Consider the following 21,560-nt stretch of genomic DNA (forward strand, 5'->3'; position numbering starts at 1 on the left):
TTGGCCGAAAGAATCTCTCAGTAATGTGAAGGCGCGGTTTTCCGGCAACACGAAAAAGGCGTCGCAGCCCGCGACGCCTTTCGAATTAGTTCAGCCTTGCTTACGTGACCCAAGGTTAACCAAGGACTCAGCCCAACGCTTTTACACGCGAGGAGAGGCGGGACATTTTGCGTGCTGCGGTGTTCTTGTGGAAAACACCCTTGGTGACACCGCGCATCAGCTCGGGCTGTGCCGCGCGCAAAGCTGCGGTTGCGGCCTCCTTGTCGCCGGAGGCGATCGCTTCTTCGACTTTGCGCAGGTAGGTGCGGATGCGCGAGCGGCGCGCTTTGTTAACGGCGAAACGCTTTTCATTCTGACGCGCGCGTTTCTTTGCCTGGGGCGAGTTTGCCATGTGTTTCTCTGACCTTTGTTCGGTACGGTTATCTGGGTTGCGCGCCACGGGTCTATCCGCACCGGATCAGGAATCACGAGTGTGAGTCGGGCCAGAGCGGGCCGCACGCGCATGTATAGCGGCGCTAGTTATCCAAGTTTGCGGGGTTTGCCAAGCCGATTCTTCTTTGCCGCATAACGGCAATGAAAAAGGCGGGACCTGCCCGCCTTGTTGTTCCAAGTATCAGCGGCAATCACTTGTCGCGGAATTGGGCCGCACGCTTTTCCAGAAACGCCGCCATGCCTTCTTTTTGGTCTTCGGTCGCGAACATCGAATGGAACACGCGACGTTCAAACAGCATCCCTTCGCTCAGCGGCAATTCGTAGCTGCGATTGACGGCCTCTTTTGCCGCCATTGCCGTCAACTGGGATTTCTCGACGATCTTCTGGGCGGCGCCGATGGCTTCGTCCATCAGTTTCTTGGACGGGACGACGCGGCTGACCAATCCGGACCGCTCCGCCTCTTCGGCGTCCATGAAGCGACCTGTCAGGTTCATATCCATGGATTTGGATTTGCCGACAAAACGCGTCAGCCGCTGGCTGCCCCCCAAACCCGCGATCACGCCCAGATTGATTTCCGGCTGACCGAACTTGGCCGTATCCGCCGCAATGATGAAATCGCACAGCATGGCCAGTTCGCAGCCACCGCCCAATGCGTAACCGGCAACGGCCGCAATGATCGGCTTGCGGATCGCGCAGATCCGATCATTGGCATCCCCAAAAAGGTTCTTGGCGTAGACGTCCACAAAGCTCATCTCGGACATCTCTTTGATATCCGCGCCAGCGGCAAATGCCTTGTCCGAGCCGGTGATGACGATACAGCGCACCTTGTCGTTTGCATCCGCCTCTTCCAGCGCTGTGCACAGTTCACTCATCAGCTGAGTGTTCAGCGCGTTCAGAGCATCTGGTCGGTCGAGCTTGATTAGGGCGACGTGGTCTTCGATTTCGACGATGATCGTCTCAAAAGCCATGAGGTGTGAGCTTCCGGTTGTTCCGTTCAGGTACGATTCCTTACCACGCGAAAATGCTGGATCAAGTCATCTTTGGCATTGCGCGCAGTAGAAGGATGAGCGACCGGATTGAGTGATTCTCTTGATCACACCGCTGCAACCTTGTGTCCGGCAGGGTTCCCCCTCGCGTCCATAGACGTCAAAGCTATGCTGAAAATATCCAAGCTCTCCATCGGCTTGCCGGAAATCTCGCAGCGAGGATCCACCGGCCTCAATCGCCTCCTTCAACACATTGCGAATGATCGGAACCAGTGTCGCAACGCGTTGCTCGGAGATTTGCCCAGCCTTGCGACGTGGCGACACACCCGCACGGAAAAGCGCCTCGCACACGTAGATGTTGCCCAGACCGGCAACGATTCCCTGATCCAGTAGGGCTGATTTGACCGGTGTGTTCCGGCCCTGGAACGCCTCAATCAAATGCGCTTCGTCAAAGCTGTTGCCCAGAGGCTCTGGCCCCAGAACGGACAAAAGCCTGTGGCCATCAACTTGTGCGGTTGGCAACAGATCCATAACGCCAAAGCGGCGCGGGTCGTTAAACGTCACACGCGCGCCATTGGCCATGTGGAACACCACATGATCATGCTTTTCGGGCATTGGGTGCTCGTGGACAAACTGACCCAGAGGATCCCCGGAAACTGTCATCCGTCCGGACATGCCCAAATGGATCAACAGGGTTTCGTCGCTGCTGAGATCGGCCAGAATGTACTTTGACCTGCGCCGCAATCGATCAACCCTTTGCCCGGTCAACCGTTCGGCCATCCGATCGGGAAAAGGCCAGCGCAGATCAGGACGATTCACATCCGCCTTATCAATCACAATTCCTTCCATTGCCGGTGTCAGGCCGCGTCGTACTGTCTCGACCTCGGGCAATTCAGGCATTACAGGTCTCCTAATTCAAAGGGCCGCATTGTGCCCCGGTGCCAGAGCCCTATAACAGAGGCGAAATTCGACAAACGGCAAGGCTTATGTCCGACAATTGCGACAAGACCACTCATTTCGGTTTCGAAACCGTGCCCGAAGCCGAAAAGGCCGGTCGCGTGCAAGGCGTGTTCAACTCGGTCGCCTCGAAATACGATGTGATGAACGACGTCATGTCGATGGGCATTCACCGTATCTGGAAAGACGCGATGATGGATTGGCTTGCGCCCCGACCCGGCCAGCGCCTGCTCGACGTGGCGGGCGGGACCGGAGACATCTCGTTCCGGTTCCTCAGACGCGCAGGCCATGGCCACGCCACAGTGCTGGATCTGACCGAACCGATGCTGGTCGAAGGCCGCCAGCGCGCCGAGGCCGATCAAATGGCCGACAGCCTCGACTGGGTGGTCGGCGATGCGATGGCCCTGCCCTTCGATGACAAAAGCTTTGACGTTTACACGATTTCCTTTGGCATCCGGAACGTCACCCGCCCGCAGGACGCCCTGAACGAAGCGTTTCGCGTGCTGAAACCCGGCGGTCGCCTGATGGTTCTGGAATTCAGCCAGTTACCGAATGACGGGCTGCAAAAACTCTACGACCTCTACAGTTTCAATGTCATCCCGCGCATGGGACAGGCGATTGCCGGTGACCGGGGCAGCTATCAATATCTGGTCGAATCGATCCGCAACTTTCCGGATCAGCAAACCTTCCTGAACATGATCCGCACGGCTGGCTTCGAAAATGCCAAGTACCGGAACCTCAGCCTGGGAATCGCCGCGTTGCATTCCGGATGGAAGATCTGACGCATGCGCGGCCCGCACAACATTATCCGCCTGATCCGAACTGGCGCGACACTGGAGCGGACTGGCGCCATGAACGTCGTGCTCGACGCGTTCGAGGCACCGCGTTCCCTACGGTTCGTCGCGCATGCACTGGGCAAGCCCTTTCAGTGGCTGGGCTACAAGGGTGACCCCGAAATGCCGCCCGCAACCCGCGCTCTGACGGCCCTTGGCCCGGCCTACATCAAATTTGGCCAGGTTTTGTCGACACGCCCCGATGTGGTGGGCGACGAACTGGCGGAACAGTTGCGCGTGCTGCAAGACAAACTTCCTCCGTTTTCCCAGGCCGAAGCAAGGGCCGAGGTGGAAAAGGAGCTGGGGCAACCGGTCGATGAGATTTTCTCAGAGTTCAGCGAGTCTATCGCAGCCGCGTCCATAGCGCAGGTCCACAAGGCCAAGCTGGTCAGCACCGGTGAGGACGTGGCCGTAAAGGTCCTGCGCCCCGGTATTGAACGCGCCTTTCGCAAGGACGTAGATGCGTTCTATTTCGCGGCCCGTATCGTACAGCTGTTCGCGCCGGGCGCGCGCCGACTGCGTCCGATGGAAGTTATCGAACATTTTGACGGCGTGGTACGGGGTGAACTGGACCTGCGTCTGGAAAGCTCTGCCGCCTCGGAGTATGCCGCCAATACCAAGGACGATGCCGGGTTCTGGCTGCCACCCGTTGTCTGGTCCCTGTCAGCCCGCCGCGTCATGACGCTCAGTTGGGCGGACGGTATCCCGTTGGGGGAAAATGCCGCGCTGGACGTGGCGGGTCATAACCGCCGCGATCTTGCCGAACGAGTCCTTCGGATGTTCCTGTTGCATGCCCTGCGCGACGGGTTTTTCCACGCAGACATGCATCAGGGCAACCTGAAGGTCGCAGCCAATGGCGATATCATCGCCTATGACTACGGCATCATGGGCCATATCGATGAATACACCCGCCGGGTTTATGCCGAGATTCTCTTCGGCTTCATCCGACGCGATTACAAACGTGTGGCCGAGGTGCATTTCGAAGCCGGATACGTGCCTGCCGACAGAGATGTCGATGAATTCGCCCGCGCGCTGCGCGCGGTGGGGGAACCCATCTTTGGCATGAACGCCTCGCACATTTCAATGGGACGCTTGCTGAACTACCTGTTCGAAGTGACCGAACGCTTTGGCATGGAAACCCGGACCGAGTTGATCTTGCTGCAACGCACAATGGTCGTCGTCGAAGGCGTCGCCCGCTCACTGGACCCGCATATGAACATCTGGGAAGTCGCCAGGCCGGTGGTCGAGGATTATATCAAACGCTCCATAGGCCCCCGCGCCGCCCTGCGCGACTTTGGCAAAACCGCAATGGTGCTGGCGCGTTTCGGACCGCGTCTGCCGACCCTCGTAGAAAACGCTCTGATCGCGCAAACCCAGAAAGACGACCATAACAACAATCGGTTTACAGCAAACCTCCTGCCAGCGGTTCTGGGTGCTGCAGTAGGCGCTGCGGTCACCCTATTGGTCGTGATGTTCGGCTGACGCCGATCCGTCTGCTTCATCTGGCCCAAAATATCTTCGGGGGGAATCGCGTCGCGACGCGATGGGGGGCAGACAGCCCCCCACCCGGCCTCAGCTCAAAGCCGCTCGATGGCGATGGCGATACCCTGCCCGCCACCGATACACATTGTGATCAGACCTTTGGAGCCCCCGATCCGCTCCAACTCATACAGCGCCTTAAGCGTGATGATCGCGCCCGTAGCCCCCACCGGGTGGCCCAACGCGATCGCACCACCGTTTGGGTTCACCTTTTCCGCGTCCAGACCAAGTTCCTGATTGACGGCCAAAGCTTGCGCCGCAAATGCCTCATTGCTTTCGATGACGTCGAAATCTCCAGCCGACAAGCCCGTCTTTTCCAGCAGGTTCTGCACCGCCGGAATCGGGCCGATCCCCATCACCTCAGGGCGAACGCCGGCATGCGCATAGCCCAGAATACGGGCCTTGGGTTTCAAACCCGCCTTCTCCGCGGCATCTGCAGTTGCCAGAACCATCGCCGCCGCACCGTCATTGATGCCCGAGGCATTGCCAGCCGTCACACGGCCATCTTTCTTGAAGACAGCCCTCAAGCCAGCCAGTGCTTCCGCCGTCGTGGCCTTGGGATGCTCATCGACCTTGAAGTCGACCATGTCTCGTTTGACCTTTACCTGAACCGGCGCGATCTGGGTGTCAAAGTACCCGGCCTCAATTGCCGCCGCCGCGCGGGTCTGGCTGGTCAGGGCAAACGCATCCATCTGCTCGCGACTGATCTGATGCTCGTCTGCGACGTTTTCTGCGGTGACCCCCATATGGCCTGTTCCAAACGGACAGTTCAGGGCGCCCAGCATCATGTCCAGCGAGGTCACATCTCCCATCTTGGCCCCCCACCGCGCCTGAGGCACGATGTAAGGACTGCGCGACATGCTCTCGGCACCACCTGCCACTGCGAACTCTGCGTCGCCCAGCATCAAGGATTGAACCGCCGACACAACAGCCTGCGCACCCGAGCCGCACAGCCGGTTTACATTCATTGCCGGCGTGCCGTTGGGAACACCTGCATGCATCGCGGCAACGCGGGACAGGTACATGTCGCGCGGTTCGGTATTGATCACATGACCGAACACCACGTGCCCGATCTGGGCGCCTTCGACACCCGAACGCTCCAGCGCGGCCTCGGTTGCGACCGTGGCCAGATCAATGGGCGCGGTCGAGGCCAATGCCCCGCCAAAAGTGCCGATTGCGGTGCGGGCACCATCCAAAATTACGATGTCGGTCATGGATCACTCCTCATGAATTTGGTGACAGTATGCACCCTGCGTAAAAGGCTGTCCCCTGAGACGTCCCGTCACAGGCGGAATTGACAATGCAGCGCTCAGAGCGCATGAGATTCCGTCATGACGGAAGATACAGACGATATCCTGACACGCCTGCCCGCCCGCCTGAAAGAGGCACGCCGGGCCAAGGGCCTGTCGCTTGAAGCCGTCGCAAACCTCAGCGGCGTTTCGCGATCCATGGTCAGTCAGATCGAACGCGGCGAGAGCAGCCCGACAATCTCGACCCTATGGAATCTCACCCGCGCATTGCAGGTGGATTTTGCGGGTCTTCTGGAAGAGGCAAACAGTGTCGACGAGATCGAAGTGCTCCGGACATCCGAGGTGCCCAGCATCGATAACATGGGACAGAATTGTCGTATCCGCATCCTGTCGCCACCGGAAGAGGCTGGCGGGCACGAAGTCTATGACATCCAATTCGACAAGAACGGCGCGTTGAACAGCCAACCGCACACGCGCGGCGCGCGGGAGCAGCTGACCGTACTTGAGGGCTCGGTTCAGGTACGCTCAGGTTCCGCAAAAATGGACCTGAGCACAGGCGACACTGCACGGTATGCTGCAGATGTCGCCCATTCCATTTCTGCCAAGGAACCGGCGCGTGTGTTTTTGATCGTCAAAAACGCCTGACCTCGACGCGCTTCCGCCTTCACGGATTTTTTCTTTCATATTGTAATTCCCCTATTTGGGAATTACATCCGTTATGTTAGATATGCGACTCAACGCAAGGAGATCGCCATGGCAGATGCATTCCTGTCCCATATCACGGACACACTCGCGCAGATCGAATCCGAAGGCCTGTATAAACGCGAGCGAATGATCACCTCGCCTCAGGGCGGCGAAATCACCGTGGGCGACAAGCATGTTATCAACCTGTGCGCCAATAACTATCTGGGCCTGGCCGATCACCCGGCGCTGATCGACGCTGCCAAAGGCGCGATGGAACCCAGAGGGTTCGGCATGGCCTCGGTCCGGTTTATCTGCGGGACCCAGGACATCCACCGCGAGTTGGAACAGCGACTGGCGAAGTTTCTGAACAAGGACGATTCGATCCTGTTTGCGGCATGTTTCGACGCGAATGGCGGGTTGTTCGAACCCTTGCTGGGACCCGAGGATGCCATCATTTCGGACAGTCTGAACCACGCGTCGATCATTGACGGCGTGCGGTTGTGCAAGGCCAAACGCTATCGCTATCTGAACAACGACATGAACGACCTCGAAGCCTGGCTGAAACAGGCGCGCGCGGACGGGGCACGGCACATCATGATCGCCACGGACGGCGTGTTTTCGATGGATGGGTATCTGGCCAACCTGCCGAAAATCCGGGACCTGGCAGACAAGTATGATGCCATCGTCATGGTTGATGACTGCCATGCCACCGGCTTTATGGGGTCGAACGGTGCGGGCACGCCAGACCATTTCGGCGTTGATGTGGACATTCTGACGGGAACTCTGGGCAAGGCACTTGGGGGGGCAATCGGCGGTTACATCGCCGGGCCGCAGCCAGTGATCGACCTGCTGCGGCAGCGGGCGCGGCCCTATCTGTTCTCAAACTCGCTGCCGCCGTCCATCGTCGCCGCCGGGCTCGAGGCGATCCGCCTGGTCGAAGAGGGCGACATGCTGCGCGCGCAACTGTTCGGCAACGCCAAATACTGGCGTGCGGGACTTGAGAAACTGGGTTTTGATCTGCTGCCGGGGGAGCACCCAATCATCCCGGTCATGCTGGGGGAGGCACCGCTGGCGCAAGAGATGGCGTCCCGCCTGTTTGACGAGGGTGTTTATGTCTCGGGCTTTTTCTTCCCTGTTGTTCCGCGCGGTCAGGCGCGGATCAGAACACAGATGAACGCAGCGCTGACCAAAGACGAATTGGACCGTGCATTGGCCGCGTTTGGTAAGGTCGGCACAGAGTTAGGGGTGATCTGATGCGCGCAAACACAATGAAAGCGCTGGAAAAGTCCAAACCCGAAGAGGGGTTGTGGATGGTGCAGGCTCCGGTGCCCGAGATCGGCCCGGATGAGGTGCTGATCCATATCCAAAAGACCGGTATCTGCGGAACCGATATCCACATCTGGAATTGGGACGAGTGGGCAGCTGCCACTGTTCCGATTCCGATGATCACCGGTCATGAGTTTGCAGGAGAGATCGTCGAGATCGGTCGCAATGTGACCGGTCTGGAGATCGGCCAGCGCTGTTCAGGCGAGGGCCATCTGATCACCACCGAAAGCCGACAAAGCCGGGCCGGCAAGTTCCACCTCGACCCCGGCACACGCGGTATCGGAGTGAATGAGCAGGGTGCGTTCGCGCAATACCTGAAACTGCCCGCTTTCAATGTCGTGCCGTTGCCGGACGATATCCCGGATGAAATCGGAGCGATCCTCGACCCCTTGGGCAATGCCGTGCACACGGCCCTCAGCTTTGATCTGCTGGGAGAGGACGTGCTCATCACCGGTGCCGGCCCGATCGGTATCATGGCAGCCGCAGTTGCGCGGCACGCCGGTGCACGGCACGTAGTGATCACCGACATCAACCCGGATCGCCTGAAACTGGCCGAACATGTTGTGCCGACAGTGCGGGCTGTCGACGTCAGCCGTGAAGACCTGCAAGACATTATTGCCGAGCTTGGCATGAAGGAAGGCTTCGACGTGGGCCTCGAGATGTCCGGATCGCAGGTCGCTCTCGATCAAATGGTCGAAGCATTGGTGATGGGCGGCAAGATCGCCTTACTGGGCATCCCGCCCAGCAAATCCCCGGTGGATTGGTCGCGCATCGTGTTCAAGGCGATCACGATTAAAGGCGTCTACGGGCGCGAAATGTTCGAGACGTGGTACAAGATGATTGCCATGCTGCAGAATGGACTGGACGTGTCCCGCGTGATCACGCACCGATTTACCGTTGATGACTTTGCCAAGGGATTTGCCGCTATGAAATCCGGGCTTTCGGGCAAGGTTGTGCTGGACTGGACGTAACGCGCTGGAAAGTTGCAGACTGAACCCCTACACGGGTGCAAAAATCGCATCGGAGGGGTGAAATGGGTGACAACAACGACAGGTTTCTGGAACGTGGTGTCGAAGAGTCCCTTGTCACCGATTTTGCCGCCACCCACCGCAAAAGCTATGGCGATTTTCTGCAGCTCAAGACGCTCTTAAACCTACAGAAGACCTTTCAGGACCCTGCTCAGCCCGACGAGATGCTGTTCATCATCATCCATCAGGTCAGTGAGTTGTGGCTGAAGCTGATGCATCACCAGTTGGTCGAAGTACGTCGGTTCTTGCAGCAGGATCAATTCGGCCCGGCGATGAAGAATCTCGACCGGATTAAGGCGATCCAGCGGCAGTTGATCGCAGCGTGGGAGACCCTGCTGACCATGACGCCTGCCGACTACATGACCTTCCGGCAGGCGTTGGGCAGTTCTTCGGGTTTTCAAAGTTATGGCTACCGTCAGATCGAATTCATACTGGGCAACAAAGATGCCGCGACCCTGAAGGTCCATGAACACGACGCGGACGTAATGGAGTTGCTGACCGCGGCGTTGACTAAGCCCTCGCTCTACGATGAAGTACTTCATATGCTGGCCCGGCAAGGCTTCGATGTGCCGCAGGACCTGATCGACCGAGACTACGCGCGGCCCTATTCCGGAGATCCGCGTGTCGTCAAAATCTGGGTCAAGGTGTTCCGCAACACCGAGAGGTATTGGGACCTTTACGCACTGGCGGAAAAACTGATGGATGTCGAAAGCCTGTTTCAGCGCTGGCGCTTTGATCACGCGACGGCGGTGGAACGGGTTATCGGTATGCAACCCGGAACCGGCGGGTCCAGCGGCGTGGCCTTTCTGCGCAAGGCACTGGAACTGCGGTTCTTTCACGATCTCTACGATGTGCGGACGGAACTGATGTACAATGGGCAGAGCTGATCATGCTGTATCGCGGGTTTTCGCAGGAAGAGCTTGAACGGGAATACTCCCCCAGTTCGATGATCGGTGGCGATCTCTCTCCTTATCTTGACAGCTATGCCGCGCTCAGCGCGCAGCACCGCGCCAGCTTGCAGGTGAAAGAAAACCTCGCCTATGGCGTTTCTCCGACGCAGGTGTTGGATTTCTTTCCTGCAAAAGGCGCAGGTGCGCCGCTGCACGTCTTTGTTCACGGAGGCTATTGGCAGGCGCTCAGCCAACGCGAGTCGGCGATGATGGCACCAGCATTGATAGAAGCCGAGCAATCCTTTGCGACCTTGAACTACACACTCGCTCCGGACGCGCGACTGGACCAGATGATTGCCGAATGCCGCGATGCGCTGTTGTGGCTTGCCGCCGAGGCTGGCGGAATGGGATTCGATCCATCACGGATCACCCTGTCGGGGCACAGTGCCGGCGCGCATCTGATAGCCATGGTTATGGCAACCTCAGCCGATGCGCTGGCCCGCGCCGGATTGCGCGTGCGCGATGTGATCCTGATCAGCGGCGTCTACGATCTTGAGCCGATCAGCCTGATCTCTGCGAATGACCCGCTGCAACTGACACCGGTTGAGGTGCACGACCTGTCACCCATCCGGCACCGACCCGCACCCGGCCCGCGCTATCACGTGGCAGTGGCAGAGCGCGACACGCCCGAGTTCATCCGCCAAAGCCGGGATTATGCCGAGTTGCTGCGCAAGGGCGGCCATTCGGTCAGTTTCGACCTGAAAGAGGGGATGCATCATTTTGACATCATCATGCATCCGGGGACGTTTTTGCTCTCATCGCGTTAGCCACAAATGTTGAACGTAATACAGTTTTGGTCTGTGTGTCACAGCGCGGCTTAACCGCTACGAACCACATGCTTGGAACGTATAGGGAAGTGTCCGGTTTGAGCTGATTCCGTTGAAAAACTCTTCCTTGATTGGGTCGTCAGCGCCTGATTCAATCCTCTCAACGAGCGGGAGGGTTTGCGATGATGGGGCCGAGGCAAGAGGCGCAAGCTGCCTTGTTCTACGAGTTCTCGTTGGAGGAGCATGTTCCGCAGGATCACCTGCTGCGTTCGATTGATCGGTTCGTCGACCTAAACAGCATCCGCGCGCACCTTGCGGATTTCTACAGCCACACGGGTCGCCCGTCAGTTGATCCTGAACTTCTGATCCGGATGCTGCTGGTGGGATATTGCTTCGGCATCAGGTCGGAACGTCGACTTTGCGAGGAGGTGCACCTCAACTTGGCTTACAGGTGGTTCTGCCGCCTCGATCTGACGGACGGCATCCCGGATCACTCAACCTTTTCCAAGAACCGCCACGGACGTTTCCGCGAGAGTGACCTGTTGCGGCATGTGTTCGAGACGACTGTCGCACGTTGCATGGCGGAAGGGTTGGTTGGTGGTCAGGGCTTTGCGGTCGATGCCAGTCTGATCGTCGCGGATGTCCAGAAGCAGAACTCCAGCAACCCCGAGGACTGGGCGACGCGAGAGATCGATCTTTCTGATGCGCCACGTGCGGTGCGCGAGTATCTTGATGTATTGGATGACGAAGCCTTTGGAGCCGCCAGCGAAGTGAAGCCCAAGTTCACTGCTCACGCGGACCCTTCCAGCCAATGGACGGCAGCCCGGAAAGGTCCTGCGTTCTTTGCCTATTCGGACAATTACCTGATCGACACAGATCATGGGATCATTGTCGATGTTGAGGCCACCCGGTCCGTCAAAACAGCGGAAGTGGGCGCATCACGCCGCATGATAGACCGGACCAGCGAACGGTTCGGGCTGAAGCCGGGCTGGGTCGCTGCCGACACCGCCTACGGCTCCGCAGAGAACCTCGCCTGGCTTGCGCTGGATCGACAAATCCTGCCGTTCATCCCTGTCTTCGACAAATCGAAACGTCAGGATGGAACGTGGTCGCGCTCTGACTTCATCTGGGATCCTGACAATGACAGGTATCTTTGTCCCGAAGGCAAAGAGCTGAAGCGCACCCGGCAATACCACAAGGACCCCCGCAATAAACAGCCGCGAACAGGGCGTCGCAAATACCGCGCCAGCAAGATGGTTTGCAGTATCTGCCCCGCGAAGGAGAAGTGCTGCCCGAAGGTCGATGCACGTTCCGTCACCCGCGAGCGGTTCGAGGAGGTCCGGGAATTTGCACGCCAATGCACGGCCTCTGAGTTCAATCCAAAGGCTCAGGCGCGCCGCAAGAAAGTCGAGATGCTCTTCGCCCATCTCAAACGCATTCTCAGTTTGGGGCGGCTCCGATTGCGGGGGCCATGCGGCGTTCAAGACGAATTTACCCTCGCAGCTACCGCCCAAAACCTCCGGAAACTGGCCAAACTCAAGCCGCTGGTGCCCGCCATCGGATAAACCGGCGAACCAGCCTTCAACGCCCAAAAGAAATCAAAGCGACAGCTCGCCAAAACGGCTAAGGACGGGCAACTTTTTCAACGGAATCAGCTCAAAACGGTCGTTGACCTAGTCACAGCGTTGCTTTCCTCTGTCACAGGGTTTCTAAAGCAAGCTCGGATTTAGGCGCTTAGCAGCATTTGACGAGAGGTCTGTAACCAACGGGAAATTTCTACGCCCAATCTTGCTTCTATTGCGACCTGCAAAGCAGAGTTTCGAGAGAGCTCTTCGTTCAGCTTTGAGAACTTCCAAGTCAACAGTGTGGTCGGAGCAATCGAACGAACTGTAACCGGCGCGGCAAAGTCACTGCCCTGACTGAGGAACGCGACTGAGCCAATGAAGTTACCTTCGCCAAGGTCGTCAACACGTTTAGAATTCTCTTCAACAGTGACATCACCAGCAACGATCAAGGACAGCTCCTCAACCTGATCTCCTTGCACAATCAGTTCAGAGTCCTTGGGCGTCAATCGACGCTCAGCCATTCGGAGAAGCCTAAATGCATCGTGTTCGGAAAGATTGCTGAGCGCAATCGAATAGAGTCGACGTTCCTCTTCGGTAAATGGTGCAGGGCGCCTTTCCGCCAATAGGCGGGCTATCCAAAAAAGGTTGATACCGATGAAGAACGTGTTCCACCCAATAGGGACCCAAAGAGGTGCGCTTTGAAAATAAAAGTAAGGAATTAGCAGCGATCCACCAACCACCGTGAGAATTCGCAACCACAAAATCTCCCGGACTGAATAGGATAGCAAATAAACGACGTTCGCAGCATTTACCAAGACATCTGGACCAATCATTACCTTGCCCATTTTTCAGAAAAACCAATGGGTACTGCATAATCCATCAAACGGCACCGCGATAGTACGGGTGTGACAAGGCGTAAAAGGATCCAAGGATTTCTGATGCGATGGCCGCTTCGCCGCGCACAGCCGACCTTGAGGCAGATTGACTTAGCATTTGAGGCGGAATTGTCTGACGCGCCGCAGTGATTAGCTCTAACAGCTCAATCTAAAAGAGCAAACAGGTTCGCGACGTTCTACAAAAAGTAAAAACAGCGGCTCGTTTGAGCCGCTGCTTTCTGTTTCTATACCGCAGCGGATCAATCCAGCGTGCGGGTGACCTCTTCGCGCTCGAAGATTTCGATCACGTCGCCCTGACGGATATCATCGTAATTCTCGAATGCCATACCGCATTCCTGACCCGACTGAACTTCGGCCACTTCGTCCTTGAAACGCTTCAGCGTCTTCAGTGTGCCTTCGTGGATCACCACGTTGTCGCGCAGCAGGCGGACGCCTGCGGACCGGCGGGCAACGCCTTCGGTGACCAGACACCCCGCTACCTTGCCGACGCCGGTGACCTTGAAGACTTCGCGAATTTCGGCGTAACCGATGAAGTTCTCTTTGATCTCGGCGCTCAGCAGACCCGAGGCGGCCGCCTTCACGTCATCAACCAGATCGTAGATCACCGAGTAGTAGCGGATCTCCACACCCTTCTGGTTCGCCGTGTTGCGGGCAGAGGCGTTGGCACGCACGTTGAAGCCAAAGACAGGCGCGCCGGAGGCTTCGGCGAGGCCGACATCCGTTTCGGTAATGGCACCAACGCCCGAATGCAGCACGCGCACGCGCACTTCATCGTTGCCGATCTTCTCCATCGCCTGAACGATGGCTTCGGCAGACCCCTGCACATCCGCTTTAACCAGAATGGGCAGTTCCGAGACGTTTTCGTCGTCTTTTGCCTTCTGCATCAACTGCTCGAGAGTTGTGGCGGCACCGGCCGCGGCGCGTTTGTCCTTAGCGGCCTGTTCGCGGTAGCTGGCGATTTCACGGGCCTGCGCCTCGGTCTCGGTCACGTTGAGAACGTCGCCAGCCTCGGGCGTGCCATTGAGGCCCAGAACTTCGACCGGAACAGACGGACCCGCTTGGTCAACGCGCTCACCCTTGTCGTTGATCAGCGCACGGACCTTACCGTACTGCTCACCCACAACGAAGATATCACCCTGGCGCAACGTACCATTCTGAACCAGAACGGTCGCAACGGGCCCGCGACCTACGTCAAGTTGCGCTTCGATGACAGCGCCCTGAGCGGCTCGGTTCGGGTTCGCTTTCAGTTCCAATATCTCGGATTGCAGCGCGATAGCTTCCAGCAGTTCGTCCAGACCCTGGCCGGTGATCGCCGAAACTTCGACGTCCTGGACCTCACCCGACATCTTCTCGACGATGACTTCGTGCTGCAGCAGATCGGTGCGCACCTTGTCGGGGTTCGCATCGGGCTTGTCGATCTTGTTGATCGCCACGATCATCGGCACTTCGGCCGCCTTGGCGTGGTTGATCGCTTCGATGGTCTGCGGCATGACCGCGTCATCAGCAGCCACAACCAGAACCACGATGTCCGTCACCTGCGCACCGCGCGACCGCATCGAGGTAAAGGCCGCGTGGCCCGGCGTATCCAAGAATGTCAGAGTGGTGCCGCCATCCGTTTCAACCTGATAGGCGCCGATATGCTGGGTGATACCACCTGCCTCGCCAGCCACAACGCGCGCATCGCGGATCGCATCCAGCAACGAGGTTTTACCGTGGTCAACGTGACCCATGATGGTAATGACAGGTGGGCGTGGCTTGAGATCCTTATCGTCGTCTTCGACCTCTTTGATGACGTCTTCGACATCCGAATCGGACACGCGCGTCACCTTGTGACCGAATTCTTCGATGATCAGTTCGGCGGTATCCGCGTCGATGGTTTGGTTCTGCGTCACCATCATGCCCATCTGCATCAGCGACTTGACCACATCCGCCACACGCTCAGCCATACGGTTGGCCAGTTCCGAAACCATGATGGCCTCGGGCAGTTGAACGTCGCGAATTACCTTTTCCCGCTCAACCGGGCCGCCCATCGCTTTCTGACGCGCACGCTCTTGCTTGCGCTTCATTGCAGCCATCGACCGCTGGCGATTGCCCTCACCGCCGGTCGCCTGACCCAGTGTCAGCTTGCCGGAACGGCGGTTGTCATCACGCCCCTTGCCACGACCCCGTTGCTCGCGCTCGCGCTCTTGCTTGCGCGGCGCCGCAGCAGGCGCAGGTTTGCTGGCCGCGCTACGCGCCGCTTTCGGCTCTTCCGGAGCGGGGGCCGCAGCGGCACGTTGCGCCGCTTCTTCCGTAGCCTTGCGCTGGCGTTCTTCTTCCTCGGCCTTGGCTTTTGCACGCTCTTGAGCTTCACGCTGCTCGCGTTCCTTAGCCTCTTGTTCGGCGCGGCGGCGCGCACGCTCTTCCTCGCGCGCCTTTTCCTGTGCTTCACGCTGAGCGGCCTCGTCAGCCTCACGGGCCTTGGCCGCCTGCAGCGCCTTCATCCGGCGGGCCATTTCGGCATCAGAGATACCGGCAGGACGACGCGACGGATCGCTCGACGGCGCAGCGCCGCCGCTGGGCTTGGTTGCGCCCGGCTTTGGAACCACCACGCGCTTGCGTTTGGTTTCCACCACGACATTCTTGGTCCGTCCGTGGCTGAAACTCTGTTTCACATTTCCGGGGCGTGCCCCACCACGAAGACCCAATGTCTTTTTGCCGTCACTATCGCTCATAAAGCTTCTTACCCTTCCGCGCGGCCCTTGCCGCCGTCATCCTTTTCGCGCAAGCCACGCAGGCGCTGCGCTTCCTCTACAACACGTTTGGCGAGTCCGCCAGAGGCCAACGCCGCATGAATCACCGTTTGGCGCCCAAATGCTTGTCCAAGCTCGTCTGCCGTAAGCCAACCAATGTACTTGCCGAAATGCGGCGTACTCAGTTTCGACTTACCGCGCCCCGACCCGTCTGCGGCCTGAATCAGCACCTCGGCCTCTTCCCGGTCCAGCCACGTCTTGACCTTTTCATAGCCCGCAACCGCATCGCCGGACTTGCGCGCAAGGCTCAGCAATTCGACAACCCGGCCTGCCAGCTGCTTTTCCACATCGCGCGTCAGGCCCTCGGGCACTGAAACATGAGCCTTGAACCCCCGCGCGAACAGCTTCTTGCCAATGGCCTTGTCCAGTGCCGCACGATCAGCGGCCACATAGACACCACGCCCCAGCAATTTTGCGGCGACATCCGGATACACCTGACCGTCTGGCCCCGTTACAAAGCGGATCAGGCCAAATTTCGGCTGCACCTCGCCCGTGGCGATGCACTTCCGCTCTGGTCCATCAGACCGACCCTTATGGACGCCGCCGCGGCCCATACGCGCCACCCGAGGCCTGAGATCAGGCCTCAGCCTCCTCTTCAGCCGCTTCGCCTTCGTCTGCTTCTTCGGCCTGTTCCAGATCAGCCGGATCAACCCAACCCAACATGATACGTGCCGTCATCACCAAGTCCTGCGCCTCTTCCAGCGAAACACCGAAGGGTTCGAGAACACCGTCATCTTTGATACGCTCACCGTCGACTGTCGTCCAGCCACCGGCCAGTTCCCAGTCGGCGCAGGTCGCAAAGTCTTCCAGAGTCTTCACATCATCCTTGGCCAGCGCTTCTACCATCTGGGGTGTCAGGCCTTCGAATTCAATAAGGCTATCCTCAACACCCAGCGCGCGCCGCATCCAGAGCAGCCTTGGCCTGTGCCTCCAGGAATTCCCGTGCGCGGGTCTGCAGTTCCTGCGCGGTGCCTTCATCCACACCATCAATGACCAGCAGTTCTTCGATCTCGACATAGGCGACTTCTTCGAGGTTGGTGAACCCTTCCGACACCAGCAGCTGTGCGAAGAATTCGTCCAGATCCAGTGTTTCCATGAACAACTGCGTCCGGGCTTCGAATTCCTTCTGACGGCGTGCCGATTCTTCGGCCTCGGTCATGATGTCGATGTCCAGATTGGTCAACTGGCTAGCCAGACGCACGTTCTGACCGCGGCGACCAATGGCGAGGCTCAGTTGTTCTTCGGGTACCACCACTTCGATCTTGCCGGCTTCTTCGTCCAGAACCACTTTTGATACTTCTGCAGGCTGCAGCGCGTTCACCAGGAAGGTCGGCTGATCTTCGTTCCACGGGATGATGTCGATCTTTTCGCCCTGCAGCTCGTTCACAACGGCCTGCACGCGGCTGCCGCGCATACCCACGCAGGCACCGACGGGATCGATGGAACCGTCATAGGAAATCACGGCGATCTTGGCACGCGAGCCCGGGTCGCGGGCCACGGCCTTGACCTCGATGATGCCGTCATAGATCTCCGGCACTTCCATCTTGAACAGCTCGGCCATGAATTCCGGCGCGGTGCGCGACAGGAAGATCTGGTGGCCACGCACTTCGCGGCGGACCTCTTTAATGTAAGCACGCACACGGTCATTCGGGCGATAGCTTTCGCGGCCGATCTTGTCATTACGGCGCAGAACAGCCTCGGCACCGCCCAGATCGACGATGACGTTGCCAAATTCCTCGCGCTTGACCGCACCGTTGATGATGGTGCCTGCGCGATCCTTGAATTCTTCGTACTGACGGTCCCGTTCCGCTTCGCGAACCTTCTGCAGGATCACCTGCTTGGCGGATTGCGCCGCGATACGACCCATTTCCACCGGGGGCACTTCTTCGACGAAGACATCACCGACCTCGGGGTTTTCCATGTATTGTTTGGCCTGCTCGACGGTGAACTCTGCCTGATAGTTCTCAAGCTCTTCATCCTCGACCACGGTGCGCACGCGGGTAAAGGTCGCCTTGCCGGTCTTGCGGTCAATCGACACGCGGATGTCCATTTCCGCGCCGTAGCGGCTCTTGGCGGCACGGGCGAGCGATTCCTCCATCGCTTCGACAACCAGACCGGGGTCGATCATCTTTTCGCGGGCCACAGCCTCGGCGGTCTGCAACAGCTCCAGCTGGTTGGCTGAGGTGATTGCCATCAGTTCGTCTCCTCTTCGGACCCTTCGGTCTCAATCTCGTCGAAAGCGTTTTCGTTCAGGGCACCGGCGTCCTTGCGCTGGCGCAGCATTTCCTTGATCAGATCATCGGTCAGGATCAACTTGGCGTCGCTGAGCCAGTCGAATTGCAGACCGATGGTAATCGTCTCGGACCCTTCGGGGATGTTGATCAGAACCTCATCCCCTTCGATCCCGGCCAATTCGCCCCTGAACCGGCGGCGACCGTCAATCAGTTCCGCGGTTTCGATCTTGGCCTCATAGCCTTCAAACGCCTCAAAATCCTTGAGACGAGTCAGAGGGCGGTCGATCCCGGGGCTGGACACTTCCAGCGTATACGCATCAAGGATCGGGTCCTCGACGTCCAGCGTGGCGCTGACGGCATTGGAAATCTCGGCGCAATCATCCACTTCGATGCCGCCGTCAGGCTTATCGGCCATGATCTGCAACGTGGTCTGCTTGCCGCTCATCAGGCGAACACGGATCAATTCATACCCCAGATCCTCAATCACCGGGGTGATGATCTCGGCCAGTCGCCTATCGATGGCTGCTTTGGCTATCAGGTCGTTTGTCATCAGGTTCTCTACCCTGTCGTCGGGCACAAAAAAACGGGCGCGCGGCCCGTCGAATTTTCCGGTGGAGCCTTGAACCAGAAGTCCAACGCGCCGCTGTTGCAACTGCATATACGCAGGGTTTTCTGAGTCTGCAACCCCCGCAGCGGGACAGTGGCAAATCAGAGCCGGTTCAGGCCATCCACCACCGTTCGGCGATGCGACCATCGTCCAGACACCCGCGACGCCCGATTTGACGTGGTAGACCCACTTTGCCCGACACCGCCAGCGCGATCTGGCTCTTGGACGGGTGATATCGCAGACCCCGGATGCGGTGCGCATCGTTCGGGTTCGGCAGGACGGCGACATCTACATATCCATCGCGCAACGCTTCGGCCCGAACGTGATTGTCGGGAATCACGATGATTTCGACTTCATCCGCCCAACCGGCTTGTCCGTCTTTGTAGTGGTTCGGCACGCGACGCCCCAGAAAATGCCGGTTATCATCGGCCCGCTCTACGCGATAACAGCCGGTGCCGCTGGCGGACCGCAGAGGCGTCACACCTTCCCCATCATGTGTGATGACGAACCGGCTATCGGCCAGTAGGAAGGGCAGGCCGGGATTTGTCTCGGCCAACTCCAGACACACCTGATGCGGGGTCAGAGGCTCTACACGACCAAACTCGGCCAACAGCGCTTGCACATCCTCAACATGCAACGGCGAACCGTCATGAAAGGCCGCATCATCCCGCAGATCGAACGTCCATATCCGCGCCTCGGCATCGGTGTGCCATTTGACCGCCAACTCGCCGCGCAGGGTTCCATCAGGGGCCACTTCGGTCAGCGTATCGAACACTGCACCGCGCGCCACCTGCTCCAGACTGTCATCGCGCGGAACAGCGAGGCGCAATGTCCCTCCAGATTTGGGCGTGGCCGCCAGAGATGTGCCGGTGGCCGCCAACAGCGCGGCGGCGGCACCGGATGCAAACAGGGCACGGCGATCAATGCGCGTCATGCCACACCTTCCGCCACACGATCCATGATACGCACAAGTTCAGCGCTGATCCCTGGCTCAGAGAGGGCGTGGCCCGCGTGCCGCACCATCTTGAGTTCAGCATTCGGCCAACGTTCGGACAATTTCCAGGCAGCCTGCGGCGGGCAAATCATATCATACCGGCCCTGCACGATATGTCCTGGAATATGGGAAATCTTGTCCATTCCGTCCAGAATCTGCCCATCCCTCTCGAGAAATCCACCATTGATGAAATAGTGGTTCTCGATCCGGGCAAAGGCGCGCGCATATTCCCCAGGGCTTTCACCGGTCGTGCCGTTGGAATGGATCGACGCCAAGGCGTTTTCCCAACTGGACCACGCCCGCCCGAACAGGATTTCCGTCGCACGATCGCCGGAAAACAGGCGCCTGTTATAAGCACGGATGGTGTCCGACAACTCATTCTCAGACAACAAGGCCGTGAACTTTGCCCATTGATCGGGCCAGAACTTGCCGGCACCGCCGCCATAGAACCAATCCAGCTCGGCCTTGGTCATCAGAAAAACACCGCGCAAAACCAGACGGCTGACCCGGTCGGGATGACGTTGCGCATAGATCAGCGCCAGTGTCGCGCCCCAGCTGCCGCCAAACACGGTCCATTCCGGAATATCCAGAAGGCTTCGCAAACGTTCAATATCGTCCACCAGATGCCAGGTCGTGTTGTTCTCAACAGATGAATGGGGCCGGGATTTCCCACAGCCCCTTTGATCAAACAGAATCACCCGGAAAATCTGTGGATCGAAATACCGGCGCATCGCGGGGCTACAACCGCCGCCCGGACCGCCATGCAACACCACAACCGGGATCCCATCCGGATTGCCGCTTTGCTCCATATATATCTGATGGCCGTCGCCGACTCTGACCATGCGCTGATCGTACGGATCGATCGGCGGGTACAGATACTGAACTGCGCGCTTTTGGTCCGGGTACTTGTCCATTATGGCCCTATATAGTTCTTATGCGTAAAAGAGCACACGGAGACAGGAATGCAAGCGCATCCGAACACGGTGGACCCGTCAGAGATCGCAAAATTCGAGGCGATGGCCGCAGAATGGTGGGATCCGCACGGGAAATTCAAGCCGCTGCATATGCTCAACCCTTGCCGGTTGGATTACATCACCCAACAGATAGCGGGTGAGTTTGACCGGGATTTGACAGCCTCGGAACCTTTCGCGGGCCTGCGCATCCTGGACATCGGCTGCGGCGGTGGTTTGCTGAGTGAACCCATGGCCCGCCTTGGGGCTGATGTGGTTGGTGCCGACGCCGCTGAACGCAACCTGCCCGTCGCCCGGATCCATGCCGAGCAATCGGGGCTGGAGATCGACTATCGTCACACGACGGCCGAGGATATGGCCGCCACAGGTGAGCAATTCGACGTGGTGTTGAACATGGAAGTGGTCGAGCATGTGGCCGATCCGCAGGCCTATCTAACAGCTACACAACAACTGCTGAAACCGGGCGGGTTACAGGTGTGTTCCACCATCAACCGCAACCCCAAGTCTTATGCCATGGCGATCATCGGGGCCGAGGTCGTCATGCGCTGGCTGCCACGCGGTACACATGAATGGAACAAGTTCATCACGCCTGACGAGCTGTTCGACCTGCTGCGTCAGGCCGGGTTGGAGCCGGTGGATCGCAAGGGGTTTGTCTTCAACCCGATCCTGTGGAGCTGGTCGATCTCGGACCGGGACCTGAGCGTGAATTATGTGACGGCGAGTGTGAAGCCGGGATAGAAACAGTTTGC

The 21,560-nt window shown here is 58.6% G+C and carries 19 protein-coding genes and 1 pseudogene; 9 read left to right on the plus strand and 11 right to left on the minus strand.

Going from position 1 to position 21,560, the window contains the following annotated elements; genetic code table 11:
* Nucleotides 1–127: 127 nt before the first annotated feature.
* The 3 genes from rpsT to mutM form a co-directional block, all read right to left on the minus strand.
* Nucleotides 128–391, minus strand: a complete 264-nt coding sequence (gene rpsT / locus ACR3ES_RS01380) for a 30S ribosomal protein S20 (protein ID WP_170430656.1) — start codon at nt 389–391, stop codon at nt 128–130.
* A gap of 232 nt (nt 392–623) precedes the next feature.
* Nucleotides 624–1,400 carry an enoyl-CoA hydratase gene (locus ACR3ES_RS01385; RefSeq protein WP_480424671.1) on the minus strand — a complete coding sequence of 259 codons (777 nt, stop codon included), beginning with the start codon at nt 1,398–1,400 and terminating at the stop codon, nt 624–626.
* Nucleotides 1,401–1,466: 66 nt separating this feature from the next.
* Nucleotides 1,467–2,318, minus strand: coding sequence for a bifunctional DNA-formamidopyrimidine glycosylase/DNA-(apurinic or apyrimidinic site) lyase (gene mutM, locus ACR3ES_RS01390; RefSeq protein ID WP_170430651.1), 852 nt, complete (start codon nt 2,316–2,318; stop codon nt 1,467–1,469).
* 86 nt (nt 2,319–2,404) lie between these two features.
* Here mutM and ubiE point away from each other — a divergent pair, with 86 nt between their 5' ends.
* Together ubiE and ubiB are read left to right on the plus strand one after the other, a co-directional pair.
* Nucleotides 2,405–3,157 (plus strand): bifunctional demethylmenaquinone methyltransferase/2-methoxy-6-polyprenyl-1,4-benzoquinol methylase UbiE, encoded by a 753-nt coding sequence (gene ubiE, locus ACR3ES_RS01395; RefSeq protein ID WP_170430649.1) that lies wholly within the window; start codon nt 2,405–2,407, stop codon nt 3,155–3,157.
* A gap of 3 nt (nt 3,158–3,160) precedes the next feature.
* The gene (gene ubiB, locus ACR3ES_RS01400; RefSeq protein WP_170430647.1) at nt 3,161–4,690 is read left to right on the plus strand and encodes a 2-polyprenylphenol 6-hydroxylase; all 1,530 of its coding nucleotides are present in this window, start codon (nt 3,161–3,163) and stop codon (nt 4,688–4,690) included.
* 95 nt (nt 4,691–4,785) lie between these two features.
* Here ubiB and ACR3ES_RS01405 read toward each other — a convergent pair whose 3' ends face one another.
* Nucleotides 4,786–5,961, minus strand: a complete 1,176-nt coding sequence (locus ACR3ES_RS01405; protein WP_170430646.1) for an acetyl-CoA C-acyltransferase family protein — start codon at nt 5,959–5,961, stop codon at nt 4,786–4,788.
* A 117-nt stretch (nt 5,962–6,078) separates the two neighbouring features.
* Here ACR3ES_RS01405 and ACR3ES_RS01410 point away from each other — a divergent pair, with 117 nt between their 5' ends.
* From ACR3ES_RS01410 to ACR3ES_RS01435, 6 genes are all read left to right on the plus strand, one after another.
* Complete coding sequence (locus ACR3ES_RS01410; protein ID WP_170430644.1) at nt 6,079–6,642, plus strand: XRE family transcriptional regulator; 564 nt, start codon at nt 6,079–6,081, stop codon at nt 6,640–6,642.
* A gap of 108 nt (nt 6,643–6,750) precedes the next feature.
* Nucleotides 6,751–7,935: a glycine C-acetyltransferase gene (locus ACR3ES_RS01415; protein WP_170430642.1), complete on the plus strand. Its 1,185-nt coding sequence runs from the start codon at nt 6,751–6,753 to the stop codon at nt 7,933–7,935.
* Nucleotides 7,936–7,949: 14 nt separating this feature from the next.
* On the plus strand, nt 7,950–8,978 hold the full coding sequence (gene tdh, locus ACR3ES_RS01420) for an L-threonine 3-dehydrogenase (RefSeq protein ID WP_480425535.1): 1,029 nt from the start codon (nt 7,950–7,952) through the stop codon (nt 8,976–8,978).
* A gap of 62 nt (nt 8,979–9,040) precedes the next feature.
* On the plus strand, nt 9,041–9,922 hold the full coding sequence (locus ACR3ES_RS01425) for a tryptophan 2,3-dioxygenase (RefSeq protein WP_480424674.1): 882 nt from the start codon (nt 9,041–9,043) through the stop codon (nt 9,920–9,922).
* A gap of 2 nt (nt 9,923–9,924) precedes the next feature.
* On the plus strand, nt 9,925–10,752 hold the full coding sequence (locus ACR3ES_RS01430; protein ID WP_170430638.1) for an alpha/beta hydrolase: 828 nt from the start codon (nt 9,925–9,927) through the stop codon (nt 10,750–10,752).
* A gap of 182 nt (nt 10,753–10,934) precedes the next feature.
* Complete coding sequence (locus ACR3ES_RS01435; protein ID WP_480426422.1) at nt 10,935–12,317, plus strand: IS1182 family transposase; 1,383 nt, start codon at nt 10,935–10,937, stop codon at nt 12,315–12,317.
* A gap of 161 nt (nt 12,318–12,478) precedes the next feature.
* Here ACR3ES_RS01435 and ACR3ES_RS01440 read toward each other — a convergent pair whose 3' ends face one another.
* The 7 genes and pseudogenes from ACR3ES_RS01440 to pip all read right to left on the minus strand — a co-directional run bounded on the left by ACR3ES_RS01440 (nt 12,479) and on the right by pip (nt 20,754).
* Nucleotides 12,479–13,150, minus strand: a complete 672-nt coding sequence (locus tag ACR3ES_RS01440; RefSeq protein ID WP_170433917.1) for a cyclic nucleotide-binding domain-containing protein — start codon at nt 13,148–13,150, stop codon at nt 12,479–12,481.
* Nucleotides 13,151–13,452: 302 nt separating this feature from the next.
* Nucleotides 13,453–15,927 carry a translation initiation factor IF-2 gene (infB, locus tag ACR3ES_RS01445; RefSeq protein ID WP_170433919.1) on the minus strand — a complete coding sequence of 825 codons (2,475 nt, stop codon included), beginning with the start codon at nt 15,925–15,927 and terminating at the stop codon, nt 13,453–13,455.
* Nucleotides 15,928–15,935: 8 nt separating this feature from the next.
* Entirely contained in the window at nt 15,936–16,559 is a 624-nt protein-coding gene (locus tag ACR3ES_RS01450; protein ID WP_170433921.1) for an RNA-binding protein, read from the minus strand.
* Nucleotides 16,560–16,581: 22 nt separating this feature from the next.
* Nucleotides 16,582–18,199 (minus strand): annotated as a pseudogene (nusA, locus tag ACR3ES_RS01455) (transcription termination factor NusA).
* The gene (gene rimP, locus ACR3ES_RS01460) at nt 18,199–18,789 is read right to left on the minus strand and encodes a ribosome maturation factor RimP (protein ID WP_170433925.1); all 591 of its coding nucleotides are present in this window, start codon (nt 18,787–18,789) and stop codon (nt 18,199–18,201) included. The pseudogene nusA and the gene rimP overlap by 1 nt, the downstream one beginning before the upstream one ends.
* 169 nt (nt 18,790–18,958) lie before the next feature.
* Complete coding sequence (locus ACR3ES_RS01465; RefSeq protein ID WP_170433928.1) at nt 18,959–19,780, minus strand: ABC transporter substrate-binding protein; 822 nt, start codon at nt 19,778–19,780, stop codon at nt 18,959–18,961.
* Complete coding sequence (pip, locus tag ACR3ES_RS01470) at nt 19,777–20,754, minus strand: prolyl aminopeptidase (protein WP_170433931.1); 978 nt, start codon at nt 20,752–20,754, stop codon at nt 19,777–19,779. Before pip ends, ACR3ES_RS01465 begins: the two co-directional genes overlap by 4 nt.
* A 48-nt stretch (nt 20,755–20,802) precedes the next feature.
* On the opposite strand from pip, the gene ubiG reads away from it, so the two are divergent.
* The gene (ubiG, locus tag ACR3ES_RS01475; RefSeq protein WP_170433933.1) at nt 20,803–21,549 is read left to right on the plus strand and encodes a bifunctional 2-polyprenyl-6-hydroxyphenol methylase/3-demethylubiquinol 3-O-methyltransferase UbiG; all 747 of its coding nucleotides are present in this window, start codon (nt 20,803–20,805) and stop codon (nt 21,547–21,549) included.
* The last annotated feature ends 11 nt before the right edge of the window (nt 21,550–21,560 follow it).

It is taken from the genome of Ruegeria sp. B1, assembly GCF_056535885.1.

What these genes read in the sequence shown, in the direction of transcription:
- rpsT (WP_170430656.1), bottom strand. Translation starts at nt 391, where the DNA reads ATGGCAAACTCGCCCCAGGCAAAGAAACGCGCGCGTCAGAATGAAAAG.
- ACR3ES_RS01385 (WP_480424671.1), bottom strand. Translation starts at nt 1,400, where the DNA reads ATGGCTTTTGAGACGATCATCGTCGAAATCGAAGACCACGTCGCCCTA.
- mutM (WP_170430651.1), bottom strand. Translation starts at nt 2,318, where the DNA reads ATGCCTGAATTGCCCGAGGTCGAGACAGTACGACGCGGCCTGACACCG.
- ubiE (WP_170430649.1), top strand. Translation starts at nt 2,405, where the DNA reads ATGTCCGACAATTGCGACAAGACCACTCATTTCGGTTTCGAAACCGTG.
- ubiB (WP_170430647.1), top strand. Translation starts at nt 3,161, where the DNA reads ATGCGCGGCCCGCACAACATTATCCGCCTGATCCGAACTGGCGCGACA.
- ACR3ES_RS01405 (WP_170430646.1), bottom strand. Translation starts at nt 5,961, where the DNA reads ATGACCGACATCGTAATTTTGGATGGTGCCCGCACCGCAATCGGCACT.
- ACR3ES_RS01410 (WP_170430644.1), top strand. Translation starts at nt 6,079, where the DNA reads ATGACGGAAGATACAGACGATATCCTGACACGCCTGCCCGCCCGCCTG.
- ACR3ES_RS01415 (WP_170430642.1), top strand. Translation starts at nt 6,751, where the DNA reads ATGGCAGATGCATTCCTGTCCCATATCACGGACACACTCGCGCAGATC.
- tdh (WP_480425535.1), top strand. Translation starts at nt 7,950, where the DNA reads ATGAAAGCGCTGGAAAAGTCCAAACCCGAAGAGGGGTTGTGGATGGTG.
- ACR3ES_RS01425 (WP_480424674.1), top strand. Translation starts at nt 9,041, where the DNA reads ATGGGTGACAACAACGACAGGTTTCTGGAACGTGGTGTCGAAGAGTCC.
- ACR3ES_RS01430 (WP_170430638.1), top strand. Translation starts at nt 9,925, where the DNA reads ATGCTGTATCGCGGGTTTTCGCAGGAAGAGCTTGAACGGGAATACTCC.
- ACR3ES_RS01435 (WP_480426422.1), top strand. Translation starts at nt 10,935, where the DNA reads ATGATGGGGCCGAGGCAAGAGGCGCAAGCTGCCTTGTTCTACGAGTTC.
- ACR3ES_RS01440 (WP_170433917.1), bottom strand. Translation starts at nt 13,150, where the DNA reads ATGATTGGTCCAGATGTCTTGGTAAATGCTGCGAACGTCGTTTATTTG.
- infB (WP_170433919.1), bottom strand. Translation starts at nt 15,927, where the DNA reads ATGAGCGATAGTGACGGCAAAAAGACATTGGGTCTTCGTGGTGGGGCA.
- ACR3ES_RS01450 (WP_170433921.1), bottom strand. Translation starts at nt 16,559, where the DNA reads ATGGGCCGCGGCGGCGTCCATAAGGGTCGGTCTGATGGACCAGAGCGG.
- rimP (WP_170433925.1), bottom strand. Translation starts at nt 18,789, where the DNA reads ATGACAAACGACCTGATAGCCAAAGCAGCCATCGATAGGCGACTGGCC.
- ACR3ES_RS01465 (WP_170433928.1), bottom strand. Translation starts at nt 19,780, where the DNA reads ATGACGCGCATTGATCGCCGTGCCCTGTTTGCATCCGGTGCCGCCGCC.
- pip (WP_170433931.1), bottom strand. Translation starts at nt 20,754, where the DNA reads ATGGACAAGTACCCGGACCAAAAGCGCGCAGTTCAGTATCTGTACCCG.
- ubiG (WP_170433933.1), top strand. Translation starts at nt 20,803, where the DNA reads ATGCAAGCGCATCCGAACACGGTGGACCCGTCAGAGATCGCAAAATTC.